This window comes from Gracilibacillus dipsosauri (assembly GCF_003176895.1).
Taxonomy (GTDB): Bacteria; Bacillota; Bacilli; order Bacillales; family Amphibacillaceae; genus Gracilibacillus; species Gracilibacillus dipsosauri.
Window position 1 is genome coordinate 170496 of sequence record NZ_QGTD01000011.1, and the last position, 13578, is coordinate 184073.

Here is a 13578-nt window from a genome sequence, read left to right on the forward strand (position 1 = left end):
ATCCACTCCTTATAGATTTATCCTTTCTAACTAAGCATACGTTAAATAGGTTGAAAAAGTTTCAACTATAGAAAAACAGATATAACAGAAGATTCAGAAAAGTATGTGAATAAATATTCAAAAATTTTATAAAAAATTCGAGGTCGTTTCTTCTATTTTTAGGGGTAAATCATGAGTATTTGAGGATTAATAAGAGTATTAAAAAGAATTATAAAGAATTTCGAAAAATATATTTACAAATTAAAAAAATATGGTACGATATAAGTGAATTCATTAATAAATGGATAAATTTTATTGGGAAAGGGGATAGTTGACTATGGTGACATCTTTATACATGGTTTCTTTAACTATTCTACTAACTTTTCTGGTTTTGTCTGTCGTGGAAAAAATCTCTTCACGTCGTAAAAAGCTAAAAGTAGAGATAAGTTTAGACACAACAGAACAACCCAATCCACAGGTCCAACCAGTCATTGCTGGAAAAAATATGAGATAATCCAAACTAACCTTTTCGTAAGGATAGATAATGCGAAATAAAACCTCCTGAAAAATTCAGGAGGTTTTTTGTATGAATATATAAGAGAGCGAGACGATATTTTAGAATTCCCATTCTTCTTTTAAATGTAAATAAAGCAAAAGAAGGATATCTTCATCGCTTCGATGAAGACTAGCTACTTCTGATTCAATCTTAGGAAGTAGGATATCTGCAATCTGTCTAGTTAATTCGGTACGCTCTTCCTGCTTGATATCAGGTAGACGAGAACAATAAGTAGAAAGTAAGCGCCAATCCTTGTTAGTGAACTGTTTTAAGTGGAAGGCATCGATCGCTAGTTCTTCTTTTTGTAAATTCTTCTTCTGAATATATTTTTCTAATGGTGATAGTCTGTTCGATTTATTTGCTCGTTCATGAACGACAATGGTGCCTGCTGTTAAATCTCCTAATCTTTTATGCTTTTGGTGAGAAAAAATCATAATCATTCCAACGAGATAGCCAAAAGGGAGCATATCTACCACTCGCAAAAAGTTTCGAATAATACTCGATAAAAAGGTAATGTTATGACCATTTTCTTGTATTACGCGAATATTTAACATCCTTTTTCCGATAGTTCGCCCACTCCAAAAATACTCCAAAAAAATAAAGTAGCCGAATTGAAGGAGTAGGGTGATGATAAGATAAAAGGCGATGGCATACCCAATTCCTTCATCAAACAAAATAAAATCATTGATACCGGAAAAAATGATTAGGAGAAGAAGGATGATCTCAACAATTGCAATAATCGTATAGTCAATGATTTGTGCAGTAGCTCGAGATCCTAATCCAGCCAATTGAAATTGTAATGAGACGTATTCAGGGGTTTTGACATTAACCTGTTCCTGTGCCATAAGTATTCCTCCATGAAAAAATGTGATCTGTTCATTTGCTGTTCGTTGCAGTATAATGTAGTAAAAAGTTAGAAAATTAGGTGAATATATGCAATTAAATCAATTTATGAAACAAAACCGTGACGACTGGAGAAACTTAGAAAAGCTTATCAAGCTAATCCAATCAAAAAAAGATCCAGAAACGATCGATTCGTTTCAACTAACCTATCAAAAGGTAGCAAGGCAGTTGTCGTATAGTCAAACCTATTTTCCTGATGAAGAGATTACTCGTTATTTAAATGAGCTAGTTGCAAAAGCACATAATGTCTTATATAAATCTGAGCAAACCTCTGGAAAGCAAATCTACCATTTCATAAGTTCAAAATTCGTAGGTTTGCTCTTAGGACAGTGGAAGGCTATCGTGCTCGCGATGCTATTGTTTGGATTCGGATTTTTGGCAAGCTATTTGGCCGTAATAGAAAACTCCACTTATGTATATGCTATTCTTCCACAAGAAATGGTACAATCGGTTGAGCCTGAAACTTTAGGAGAAGAGCCAAGAATGGAAGTGGATTCTGCCTCAATGTCTGCAGAGATTATGGTCAACAATATCCGAGTAGCAATATTGGCATTTGCTGGTGGAATTACGTTTGGCATCTTGACAGTATATGTTTTAATATACAATGGTATCATTATCGGTGCTTTAGCAGGTCTATTTTATCAGTATGATAATTCCTATGCATTTTGGGCATATATTGTTCCACATGGTGTAATCGAATTGTTAGCGATATTTATAGCAGGTGGAGCGGGCTTGCTGATGGGATATAAATTATTTGTCCCAGGTGCTTATACAAGAGGATACCAATTAAAACTGCAGACATTAAGATCTGTTCAACTTTTATTAGGTACCATCCCGCTCTTTGTTATTGCCGGTATTATAGAAGGATTTATTACACCTGCTAACTTATCATTAGAAATGAAATATGCAGTTGCTATTTTAACAGGATTAGGCTTAATCTTTTATATGATATTCGGATATTACCATATGCAAAAAAGAGCACTACAGCAATCCTCTATTTAATGTATCAATATATTGAGAAACTGCGGTTACCGCAAGGTCTTCTGCAGGGGATTCTAGCATGGGCAAACCATGCTTCTCCCATTTTCTCATTCCTTTCTTTTGAAGGAGATACTGCTTTTGTGCCACGCTTTTTTCCATTGCCAGCTTTACTGTTGTTGGTTTCTTTTCTATTTTTTGATGTAATAACAGATCTTTTATTCCTAGCATCAAAAATAAGTGCTTCCTCCGGAGCTCCTTCAAATAAAATAAATGATGGTCCTCATGGATAAATGTTTGGATGTCACTAAATAAAATAATCATACTCCGTTTGTTTTGAACGGATTGTATATATCTTATCGCTAGTTCATAATTCGATTCCTGAGGATCTACTTGAAGTGAGTATATTCCTTGAAGAATCGTATTTAAATGATCCAACCCTTTTCCTGATGGGATAACTGTCTTAATATCTTTAGAAAATGCAATCACCGAGACATGATCACCATTATCTAATGCAGCAGTAGCTAGCGTGATTGCTGCTTCGATCGATTTTTCTAAGCGATTTCCTTCCTCGAGCTCCACCCCCATCATTCTTCCACAATCAATTAATATGGTAAGGTTTTTTCCATGCTCAGGCTCATATTCGTTTGTCATCATCTCTTGAAGTTTGGCAGATTGCCTCCAATTCATTTTTCGAGGATCATCACCAACCACATAGGATCTAACCTTAGAAAATTCACCCATCCCACTTTTCATTTTTCTAATTTTAATTCCTTCATGTAGTAAATAATTTTGTGCACTTGCTAAATATTTCTTTGTTTCTGATAGGTTAGGAATGACCTTTAACTCATCTTTTTGGTTAAAAGTTAATTGTCTCTCCCATAATCCAATCTTACTCCTATATCTTGTATAAAGCTTATCAATCGTGTATTTCCCTCGTATTAGTGGTTTTATCTCATAAGAAAGCATGGTTTTTTGAAGCTTTGGTATCGATTGATTTTCAGGGAAAGTAGTCTGAAACGATACAGGAAAGCTATCCTTTATTCTAATGATACAGTCAAAGCTTGATTTATTTTCGATCGTCATCTTTACTAAGTAATTTTCATAGCGCTCCATTTCTTTTGTCAATTCGCGTGTAATTGTTAGTTCCTTGCGTCCTGGCATTAGATATAAATCTATGATACTAAGACAAAGAAACAGGATTGTTGCAAACATTAAAAATAACCAACTGAAACGCCAAAAGGATAAGAAAAACAAAGCGATGATGAATAAGCTAAAATATATAATAAAGGTTTTCGTTGGTAATACACCTTTATCTTGGAACAGCAATCGATCCCACAAGGGCTTTAATCGTTTCATCAATATCAGATCCCTCCAATTCTGCATAGGGAGACAGTTGGATTCGGTGTCTTAGACTCGGTACTGTCATTAATTTCACATCATCTGGAGTTACATAATCTCGATTGTCTAAATATGCCCATACTTGAGCAGTTTTGGCGATAGCGATAGCTGCACGAGTGCTTGCTCCGTGTTGAATTTGTTCAAGCTCTCGTGTTTTCCTCACTATTTTCAAAATATAATCGGCTATACTATCACTAATTTTAACCTGTTGTACTTCTGTTTGTATGGAAGCAAGCTCCTCTTTGGTAAACATTGCCTTGAGCTCCGTTGGGTGTAGCTGTTCAGTTATCACCATTTGTAATACTTCGATCTCCTCTTCTAATGAAGGGAAATTGATTCTAAGCTTGAACAAAAAACGGTCCTGCTGTGCTTCCGGTAAAGGATATGTACCTTCAAATTCGATCGGATTTTGAGTTGCTGCAACGAAGAAAAAATCTGGCAATGGATAGGTTTCTCCTTGGATCGTCACTTGTTTTTCTTCCATTGCTTCTAATAATGCCGCTTGAGTTTTAGCCGGTGTACGATTAATCTCGTCTGCAAGCAAAACATTGGTGAAAATAGGTCCTTTTAAGGTTTGGAAGGCTTGCTCCTTCATGTTATAAATCGAGCTACCAGTGATATCACTTGGCAGTAAATCGGGAGTGAATTGGATTCGATTAAACTCCCCGTCCACTAACTTAGCCAATGTCTTGACCATTTGTGTTTTTCCTGTCCCTGGTACGCCTTCAATAAGTACATGGCCACCAGCCAATGCTGCGGTTAATAATAATCGAAGATTTTTTTGTTGGCCAATAATACGTTGTTCATATTTTTCTAATAGATTGATCATCGTTTGACTCATCTAGTTTCCACCTCTTCTCTTATTTTTTCGATACTTGCTGATAGAGTTAAGAATTCGTATTTATTTATTTTATCCTTATTCAGTACTGTTTCTAATTCTTGAGCGAAGTAAGTTGCGTCCTTCGTAGATAAGGATTCTAACGTAGGAACTAAATGTTCCATTCTTTTTTGCCAGGAATTGTCGTATGGTATACCATATCTTTCTCGTATAGCCTCTTTTAAATAGTCCACTTGATGAAGAATCGCCGATTTGTAATTTTTCCCTTTCAAATGCCAAATGGCAACAGCATTTAATCTTTCATCACCTAATCGGACATGTTCCTCTCTGGCTATTCGAATAGGTCCAAAACGTTTTCCTTGATACCACAGTACAAAGAGAGCAAAGATAATTCCTTCTACGAATAAAACATATGCCCACCCAGGGAATATTTTCAATGGAGAGACAAGGCCGTTTGATGAATGAAAATGGAATTCATCAAAGGTAATGGATGGAAATCTCTCGAAGGACAGTGTATCAAAAATGATTTCTGTATGCTCATAATCGGTAATTTGGTCATTCGTCAACCAATTTGGTTCTGTTATGACAATCAAATGCCCATCACCGATACGTCTTTCTAAGGCAAGTACACCATAGGAATCCTCTAATAGCACATTATCTTGTTCCGTTGATTCAAGTCGATAGGCGCTATTTATAACAGCTTCATAACTATTGTTAGGGCTTTGCACCTGACTTGGTTGCTGCGTTTGTTTGGTATAGGGATCCACTTGTAATGTTGCTTCTATACCGAACAAATCATTAGGATTTTCTTTCCATATCACAAGCGTATTTCCCTTTTCGATATATTCCAGATAACTTTCTTCTGCTACTTTATCTGTTAATACAGGAGGATTTATCATCATGCGTAATTCCTCTGTATTCGTTTCCTCATGTGGTAGTGATGTTACTCTTGTGACATCATCTGATTGTTGCCTTAAATAAGTATATATTGCTTTCGTTCCTGTTAAGGAAGGAGATTCTGTTAAAAAACTGGGATATTGCTTGGGTGAATCACTTGTAGAGAAAAAACTTAACAAAATAAGCAGTAAAAAGAACACTACACCAACTATCCATGTCTTTTTATGAAATTTGCTAGAATTCATGATGAATCACCCGTTCCTTCGTTTGGAAACCCTTCTATTATCGCTGAGATCAATTCATTGATCGTTGTATAATAAGTCTGATAATCATTTTCTTCTACTTTCCGCTCGCCATAGGTTGCTTGCTCGAAAAATAGAGCAGCTTGATAGAAGTTATTTGCCAGATCCTTATCTTTTTTTCTTAATTCATCGTAATACTCCCAATTCGTTTTCCACCTTTTAACTTCTAGTAGATTTCTTTCACGGAGTATTAGTAGTAAAGCTAAAAAATGATGTCTAGTAGCAATACGAAATTGGCCTTCATTTGCTTGCTTTTCGGCTTCACGTAAATGTTTCTCATAGCTCCATTCAAGCTCCCTATTAGACTGGAGTGGTTGGGAACTCCTTAGCTTTCGACGTCTTACAATATTCATAATAACCAGAAGGAATAGAAGGATTATCGCAATAGCAAGAATAGCCATGACGGTAATAATGATAGTATTACCGATTGCTGAGTCACTGGAGACAGGTATGTTTAGCTTTGATAATAAATCTGTAAACCATTCCTTAATATTAGACCAAATGATTTCTAGTAAGCTACGATTATCCTCATAATAGACTTGGTATTCTTCCTGATTGAGTATTTGATTCATTTCTTCTCTTGCGTTCGTATAAGCTGACATCGACAAGTCTCCTTTAAGGTCTCTCCGTCACGTCATATTCATCGATCATATCTTTAAGATCAGTAGCTTCCTGTCTTACTCTAGCATCAAAATACATCACCGAATAACCAACCGTAAATATGATGGAGGTGATCATGGTAAGGAAATTGTATAACAATTGGTATAGTACGCTGTCTCCCAACCAACCTAGAAGTAATTCAAATATGGAGCTAAAGATCCCAATAATAATGGCTAAAACAATAAACATCCCAAAAAATTTCCATGTTTGTCTTTTCGTTAATCTCCAGCTCTTTGCCAGACCAGGAGCAACTCTTTCAAATAAAGTGGCAGGTAGATACAAGCTCCATCTTGTAAATAATAGCCCTGCACCTAATATAAAACCAATAATTAAAAGAATTAAAATAGGAATACCTGCAATAGGCTGTAGTGGGATCATCACGAGTAGTGTTAAGAAAACGAACATAAAAAATGCAAACATGATACCAAAGATAATAAGGCCAAGTAAGAACGTACCACCTAATAAAGGCCAATATCTTTTAGAAGCTTTTTTTAACATATCCTTTGCCATGAAGGACTCTCCATCACGGGCATGCTTCACACCCCAAACAGTGGCACCAGCAATCAACGGTGTGGCAAAAATAACTAATAATGAGGAAAGTAAAATTAATGATTCCTGAAAAAGATCTCCTGCAGCATATCCTAGCTCATATCCCTGTACATACGGATCATTCAAAATCTGGTCAAAAAAGCTCTCATTCGGATCAATACTTGAGAATAAATCTCGACCACTTAGGGCTAACATAATGGATTGGATGATCAAAATCGGTGCCATGACAAGAAAAGAAATCATAAATAATGACCCGAAATTCGTTTTTACAATTCGAAAGGTTTGGTCTAAAATCTCTCCAAAACTTAAAGGTTTTTTCATATTATTATTCATTAAATCGGTCCCCCTTGATAAATACTACATAGTGACTATTTTAACATGATTTAGACGATATGGAATAATTTTTAATAAAATAGTGAAGGATTGGAAGGAGGATAGAAAAGGACATAGGGAGGTCAACTCCAACCTGAAAAAATCAGTGGGGTATGGATCAGCCCCACTGAAAGGATAATTAAGCAATTTTTTCTTGTTGCTCTTTTGTTTTTGGCTTGGAGCTTAAGAAGAAGGAAAGGGCTAATCCAACGATTGATAAAGCAGTAGCAAGCCAAAATGCTGTATTAAATCCGCTCATCGATGCATTGTTAGCAACCTGCAAGATTGCCTCTTCTTCAGATAATCCGGCTAATGCTGCTTGCTCTGGCTGGTAATTTTTAGCTGCTGACGTCATTACAGTTATGAGAATCGCAGTTCCAATCGAGGCAGATACCTGTTGGAAGGTATTTGCCATCGCTGTACCGTGTGGATGCCATTCCTGTGGAAGCTGATTCAGTCCTGCAGTCATAACTGGCATCATTACTAAGGACAAACCAAGCATTCTAATGGCATAAACAACGACAAGCAAGGTATAGGAAGTATCCATAGTTAAATTGGTGAAAAAGTATGTTGTAATCGTTACAATGGTTAACCCAATTGCAGCAAGCCATTTAGCTCCATATTTATCAAAAAGCATTCCTGTAATAGGGGACATAATCCCCATCACAATAGCACCTGGTAGCATCATCATACCAGCTTCCAATGCAGAAAACCCTCTTGTGTTTTGCATATAGAGTGGAAGCATTGTTTCAGCCCCGATTAGTGCCATTAGTACAATCATCGTAATGACTAATGATAGGGAGAAGATGGGATAACGAAAAACCCGAAACTCTAGCATTGGTTTTTTCAATTTGATTTGGCGAATAATAAACAATGCTAAAATGATTGCTCCTCCAAGAATGATGAAAAGAGCGGTTTGGCTCAAGCCATCAGAAGACTCGCCACTATGTCCACCAATTGTACTAAAACCGTAAAGTAATCCTCCAAAACCTAAAGAAGAGAGAAGAATAGATAGAATATCAATCTTGGGATACGTTAATTTGGTCACATTCTTCACAAACATAGAAGCAACGATAATCGCAATCACGACAATTGGTAGGACGACATAGAACAAGCCTCTCCATGAGAAAAATTCAAGTAACCATCCTGATAACGTAGGGCCAATTGCTGGTGCAAAGGAAATAACAATCCCCGCCATCCCCATGGCAGCTCCCCTTTTTTCGACTGGGAAGATCGTTAACATAACCGTCATCATTAATGGTAGCATAATCCCTGAACCAGCTGCTTGAACAACTCTGGCTACTAATAACAGCTCAAAGGTGTGGGAGATAGCTGCAATCAATGTCCCTAATGCAAAAATACTTAATGAGGTTAAGAATAATTGTCTTGTTGTAAATCTTTCAATAAGAAAAGCAGAAATGGGGATCATCACCCCATTTGTTAACAAAAAGGCGGTAGTTAACCATTGAACTTGGTTTTCTTGAATTCCAAAATCATTCATGATACTTGGTAATGCTGTAGCAAGAAGTGTTTCATTTAATAGACCAACGAAAGCCCCAATTAACATCACTGCCATCATTGGTATTCGTCTCACTTCCTCTATATTAGGTTGCTGTGTCATTATATTTCCTCCTGTAAAATTAATTGTTCTAATTGCAAAATATCAAAGCAAAGCGTGTTTTCTGATTTCAAATAATGAAATAAAATTTCGAGTAACGTTTTATTTTTGTTTGTTTTTTGCCACTCTAATTGTATTAAATGAAGCGTCTCCTCATACTTCCTTTTTTGGTTCTCATCAGGCCATACCTCTATTTGTTTCTTTAAATTTTTAAAAATGTCTTCTACACTTTGAGTTTTTTCGTGTAGTAGAGGTTGTTTTTCTTGTAAGTGCATAACAATGGAATGAATTAGGTGACCGATCCATTCACTTAACTCGTGCGCATGGATGCTTCTATTATTTATCTCTACGTAGAAGGTATATTCTTTCACCAGTCCTTGCATAATTACGATCAAATCCGTGTAATAAGACTCAAATTCCTTTCCATAGATAAGCCGAAAAATATTTAACTGATTATTTGTTATCGTTATTTGTGTTTCGTCCATCCACTTGGTTACTTGTTCATCTGCTTTTGGCGGAAACTCCTTGAATACAACATAGAAAAAAGATTGATGTTCAAGCAATGTACGAATTTCGAGCTCTATATAACTTGCTAATTGCTGCCAAGGTGAGGCATTCTCTAATAATTGAAATTGACTTGCTTGATCGATGATTTTGTCATGGTATTCTTTAATCATTTCAAGCATTAGGCCTTTTTTGGAAGAGAAATAGGTATAAAATCCGCCTTTGGATATATGTGCTTCATTTGCAATTTCTTGAACCGAGGTTTCATTAAAGCCCTTTTCAGAAAAAAGCCTTAGTGCAGCTTGTAAAATTTCTTGCTTTTTATCCAATTTGATCACCACTTTGACTTTATAGTCATTATTATGACTTATTGGTCATGTTAGGATTTTATAGGATGAGAGAAGGATTGTCAATGAAATAAAATTTAAGAGATTGTAAAGTTTAGTGCAGGGTTGGAAGGATTATTTTATAAAAAAACAAATAAGAGGACGATCTAATTTTGAATCGTTCCTCTTATTTGCCTTAAAATCCTAATTCTTTGTAGCTAATTCAGCAATTTTTGTAATCGTGTGGACGGCTTTTTCCATATTTTCAATAGATATATATTCATATTTTCCATGGAAGTTTTCGCCTCCAGTAAAAATATTCGGTGTAGGTAAACCCATGAAAGAGAGCTGTGATCCATCTGTCCCCCCACGAATTGGTTTCACATTAGGGGTAACACCTGCTTCAGTCATTGCTTGATAAGCCAAATCAACAATATGCTTTACTGGTTCGATTTTTTCAGCCATATTATAATATTGGTCTATCATTTCTAATGATATTCTTTCTCTTCCATACTTCTGTTGAAGTACTTCTACCATATCATTTAAATTCTGCTTCTTTTGATCAAATTTTTTTCGGTCATGGTCACGGATAATATAATAGAGCTTGGCTGTTTCTACATCGCCTTCAAAAGATAATAAATGGTAGAACCCTTGATATTCCTCCGTATACTCAGGTGCTTCTTGATTTGGTAGTAAGGAATGGAGTTCCATCCCAATCTTTATAGCATGGATCAGTTTCCCTTTTGCAGTACCTGGATGTACATTGTTGCCTTTAATTGTGATTTTTGCTGCGGCAGCATTAAAGCTTTCATACTGTAGCTCTCCGAGAGGGCCACCGTCTATTGTATAGGCAAAATCTGCCCCGAACCGTTGCACATCGAATTTATGTGGTCCTCGTCCGATTTCCTCATCTGGAGTGAAAGCCACTCTTATATCTCCATGCGGAAGCTGAGGGTTTTTGATTAAGTATTCCATTGCAGTCATAATTTCAGCAGTTCCTGCTTTATTATCTGCACCAAGTAATGTCGTTCCATCTGTCGTCATCAGTGTATGGCCAGTATAATTTTTAAGTTCTGGAAACTCTTTTGGTGAAAGAATAATATTTAAGGCCTGATGAAGAATAATATCCTTACCATCGTAATTTTTTGTTAGTTGTGGATTTACACCGTTACCTGTAAAATCGGTTGCAGTATCCATATGCGCTAAAAAGCCTATGACTGGTAGTTCTTTATCTGTATTGTTTGGTAAGGTTGCCATCACATAGCAGTTTTCGTCAATAGTGACATCCTTCATACCAATAGATTTTAATTCATCAACGAGGAGGTGTGCTAACTCCCATTGCCCATCAGTAGAAGGACAGCTCGAATTATTCTCATTAGATTGGGTATTGATTTTCGCGTAGGTGGTAAGTCTTTCTATTAATTTATTTTTCATATAAAAATCCCCTTCTTTGCAATTAAGAAAATCAAAAAATATGATAATAATATATAGTATATATCAAATTGGATACACTTACACATTGGAAGCAAAAGAGATAAGAAAGGAAGGATCAGATGACAGACTCTATTCATCGTAGAAAACAAGAACATATAGAGCTGAGCTTGTCAGACGAGGCACTAGGCCGTAATATCACTAACGGATTCGACCGTTATCGTTTTAAGCATAATGCATTACCAGAGATTGATTTTAATCAAATAGATTTGGCAACAAGTTTTTTTCATCACCTACTTCCTACCCCTTTTTTGATTAGCTCCATGACTGGAGGAGCAGCGCTTGCTGAATCGATAAATCAGAATCTGGCCATTGCAGCAGAGGAACGGGGATGGATTTTTGCCCTAGGATCTACTAGAGTGATGCTAGAGAGTGATAAGTATCGAAGCTCCTTTCAAGTGAGAAGATTTGCACCGACCATTCCAATTATTGCAAATATCGGTGCTGTACAGCTTAATTATGGGATAGAAATTAAAGAAGTAAAACAAATTTTAGAGTGGACAGAGGCAGATGCGCTTGTGTTACACTTGAATTCCATTCAAGAGATTATTCAACAAGGTGGTGACGTTAATTTCTCTTATCTATTACCGAAAATCGAAAGGCTCGTAAAGAATCTTCCGGTTCCAGTAGGGGTGAAGGAAGTTGGATTCGGGATAGATGAGGATGTAGCCAAACGTCTCATCGATGTTGGGATAGCTTTTGTTGATGTAGCTGGTGCAGGAGGAACCTCCTGGAGTCAAATCGAAAAATTACGTTCCAATGAACCGATAAAAAAACAAGCCGCAGAAGCTTTTGCAAGCTGGGGCAATCCGACAGCAGAGTGTTTATTTAATATTAGTGAAAAATTGCCGAATCAAAAGCTTATGGCAAGTGGTGGTATTCGAAATGGTTTAGATGCTGCTAAAGCTCTAGCGCTAGGGGCTAGCCATGTAGGATTTGCTCGCTCGGTGTTAAAGGAAGTAATAAAATCTCCGGAAGCATTAATGGAATGGATGCAAACGAGAGAGCTAGAACTGAAGATAGCGATGTTCGGAATCGGAGTGGAGAATATTTCTGAATTAAAGGCTACGGACAGATTACAAATACTTTCATAAAAAAGGAAGAGAATTTATGGGGAAAAGAGTAGAAGAGTGCGTTGATTTAATTATCATTGGTGGAGGAACGACAGGACTTTTTGCTGCTTACTATGCAACAATGAGAGAGATGAAGGTTATGCTCATAGAGGCACAAGAGCAGCTTGGTGGCAAGGTTATGCAATTTCTTCCTGAAAAGATCATTTATGATGTCGGTGGCTTTCCCGATATTTCTGGTGAAGCATTAGTAGAGAATATGATTGAACAAGCAAAACGTCATCAGCCTGAGGTGGTAATGGGGGATTTTGTAGAGAAGCTAACGAAAGTCAATCATTTGTTTCAGCTAGAAACAGCTAAAGGTCATATAGTTACCGCCAAAACCGTTTTAATTGCGACAGGTTCAGGGACGTTTCATACGAAAAGACCTTCTGAATGGCCTAATTTACCTCATTCTGTCTTTAAAGAATCCGTTCCTACAACGCTAATGCATAAAGCTAACTATGAAGGGAAAAAAGTCGTGATCTCTTCAAATAGCAAAGTAGGTGTTGGTTGGGCATTGTTTTTAGAAGGCTTAGCGAAAGAAGTGACACTGATTAATCCTGCAGACAAGTTTCTACAAGTGAAAGATGAAGATATAGACAGCCTATATAAGAGTAAGGTGAAGGTATATTACCAAGTAGAAATGACGGATTTCATCGTCGAGGGACAAGAGCTAACCCATATAGAGATAAAAGAGAAGGGGCAACGTATTGTGATGGAGGCGAATAAGTTGCTTACTTATCATGGTTTAGAGCTTCAAGCAGTGCCTTTTGAACAATGGGGAATTCAAATCGAAAAGGGAAGGATACCTGTAACGCCTTTAATGAAGACAAACCTTGAAGGGGTTTTTGCTGCAGGTGATATTGTCCAATATCCAGGTAAAACCACCTTAATCGCTTCGGGATATACAGAAGCAATCACTGCTGTGAATCATGCTCATCTAATGATTGATCCTAAAGCGACCGAGCAATTGTATAGTACCGTTATTTACCGATAATTGCTAGTGCCCATCAATTGTTAATGCCGCAGACTTTAGAGCGCGATGTCAACGTGAAAGTAACTCCTAATGATAGAACTTCAGAGGGGCATATA

At 36.7% G+C, this 13578-nt stretch carries 13 protein-coding genes; 4 read left to right on the forward strand and 9 right to left on the reverse strand.

Features of this window, described 5'->3' with window-relative positions:
* Positions 1–316: 316 nt before the first annotated feature.
* A complete protein-coding gene (locus DLJ74_RS20485) occupies positions 317–493 on the forward strand; it encodes a hypothetical protein (protein ID WP_181397560.1) in 177 nt (58 codons plus the stop codon).
* Positions 494–594: 101 nt separating this feature from the next.
* Here the strand turns inward: DLJ74_RS20485 and DLJ74_RS12845 are convergent, their stop codons facing one another.
* Positions 595–1380, reverse strand: coding sequence for an RDD family protein (locus DLJ74_RS12845; protein WP_109984773.1), 786 nt, complete (start codon positions 1378–1380; stop codon positions 595–597).
* Positions 1381–1468: 88 nt separating this feature from the next.
* On the opposite strand from DLJ74_RS12845, the gene DLJ74_RS12850 reads away from it, so the two are divergent.
* On the forward strand, positions 1469–2440 hold the full coding sequence (locus tag DLJ74_RS12850; RefSeq protein ID WP_109984774.1) for a stage II sporulation protein M: 972 nt from the start codon (positions 1469–1471) through the stop codon (positions 2438–2440).
* Here the strand turns inward: DLJ74_RS12850 and DLJ74_RS12855 are convergent.
* The 8 genes from DLJ74_RS12855 to pepT all read right to left on the reverse strand — a co-directional run bounded on the left by DLJ74_RS12855 (position 2420) and on the right by pepT (position 11317).
* The gene (locus DLJ74_RS12855) at positions 2420–3775 is read right to left on the reverse strand and encodes a DUF58 domain-containing protein (RefSeq protein ID WP_109984775.1); all 1356 of its coding nucleotides are present in this window, start codon (positions 3773–3775) and stop codon (positions 2420–2422) included. The genes DLJ74_RS12850 and DLJ74_RS12855 overlap by 21 nt on opposite strands.
* Complete coding sequence (locus DLJ74_RS12860; protein ID WP_109984776.1) at positions 3729–4658, reverse strand: AAA family ATPase; 930 nt, start codon at positions 4656–4658, stop codon at positions 3729–3731. Before DLJ74_RS12860 ends, DLJ74_RS12855 begins: the two co-directional genes overlap by 47 nt.
* The gene (locus tag DLJ74_RS12865) at positions 4655–5797 is read right to left on the reverse strand and encodes a DUF4350 domain-containing protein (protein ID WP_109984777.1); all 1143 of its coding nucleotides are present in this window, start codon (positions 5795–5797) and stop codon (positions 4655–4657) included. Before DLJ74_RS12865 ends, DLJ74_RS12860 begins: the two co-directional genes overlap by 4 nt.
* Positions 5794–6456: a DUF4129 domain-containing protein gene (locus tag DLJ74_RS12870; RefSeq protein WP_054860676.1), complete on the reverse strand. Its 663-nt coding sequence runs from the start codon at positions 6454–6456 to the stop codon at positions 5794–5796. The genes DLJ74_RS12865 and DLJ74_RS12870 overlap by 4 nt, the downstream gene beginning before the upstream one ends.
* Positions 6457–6469: 13 nt before the next feature.
* Entirely contained in the window at positions 6470–7396 is a 927-nt protein-coding gene (locus tag DLJ74_RS12875; RefSeq protein ID WP_109984778.1) for a DUF7847 domain-containing protein, read from the reverse strand.
* Between the two features lie 178 nt (positions 7397–7574).
* Positions 7575–9056, reverse strand: a complete 1482-nt coding sequence (locus DLJ74_RS12880; RefSeq protein ID WP_109984779.1) for an MDR family MFS transporter — start codon at positions 9054–9056, stop codon at positions 7575–7577.
* Positions 9056–9886 (reverse strand): TetR/AcrR family transcriptional regulator, encoded by an 831-nt coding sequence (locus DLJ74_RS12885; RefSeq protein WP_181397562.1) that lies wholly within the window; start codon positions 9884–9886, stop codon positions 9056–9058. Before DLJ74_RS12885 ends, DLJ74_RS12880 begins: the two co-directional genes overlap by 1 nt.
* A gap of 201 nt (positions 9887–10087) precedes the next feature.
* Entirely contained in the window at positions 10088–11317 is a 1230-nt protein-coding gene (gene pepT, locus DLJ74_RS12890) for a peptidase T (protein WP_109984781.1), read from the reverse strand.
* A 119-nt stretch (positions 11318–11436) separates the two neighbouring features.
* Here pepT and fni point away from each other — a divergent pair, with 119 nt between their 5' ends.
* Both fni and DLJ74_RS12900 read left to right on the forward strand, forming a co-directional pair.
* The gene (gene fni / locus DLJ74_RS12895) at positions 11437–12468 is read left to right on the forward strand and encodes a type 2 isopentenyl-diphosphate Delta-isomerase (protein ID WP_109984782.1); all 1032 of its coding nucleotides are present in this window, start codon (positions 11437–11439) and stop codon (positions 12466–12468) included.
* Between the two features lie 16 nt (positions 12469–12484).
* Complete coding sequence (locus tag DLJ74_RS12900; RefSeq protein WP_109984783.1) at positions 12485–13483, forward strand: NAD(P)/FAD-dependent oxidoreductase; 999 nt, start codon at positions 12485–12487, stop codon at positions 13481–13483.
* The last annotated feature ends 95 nt before the right edge of the window (positions 13484–13578 follow it).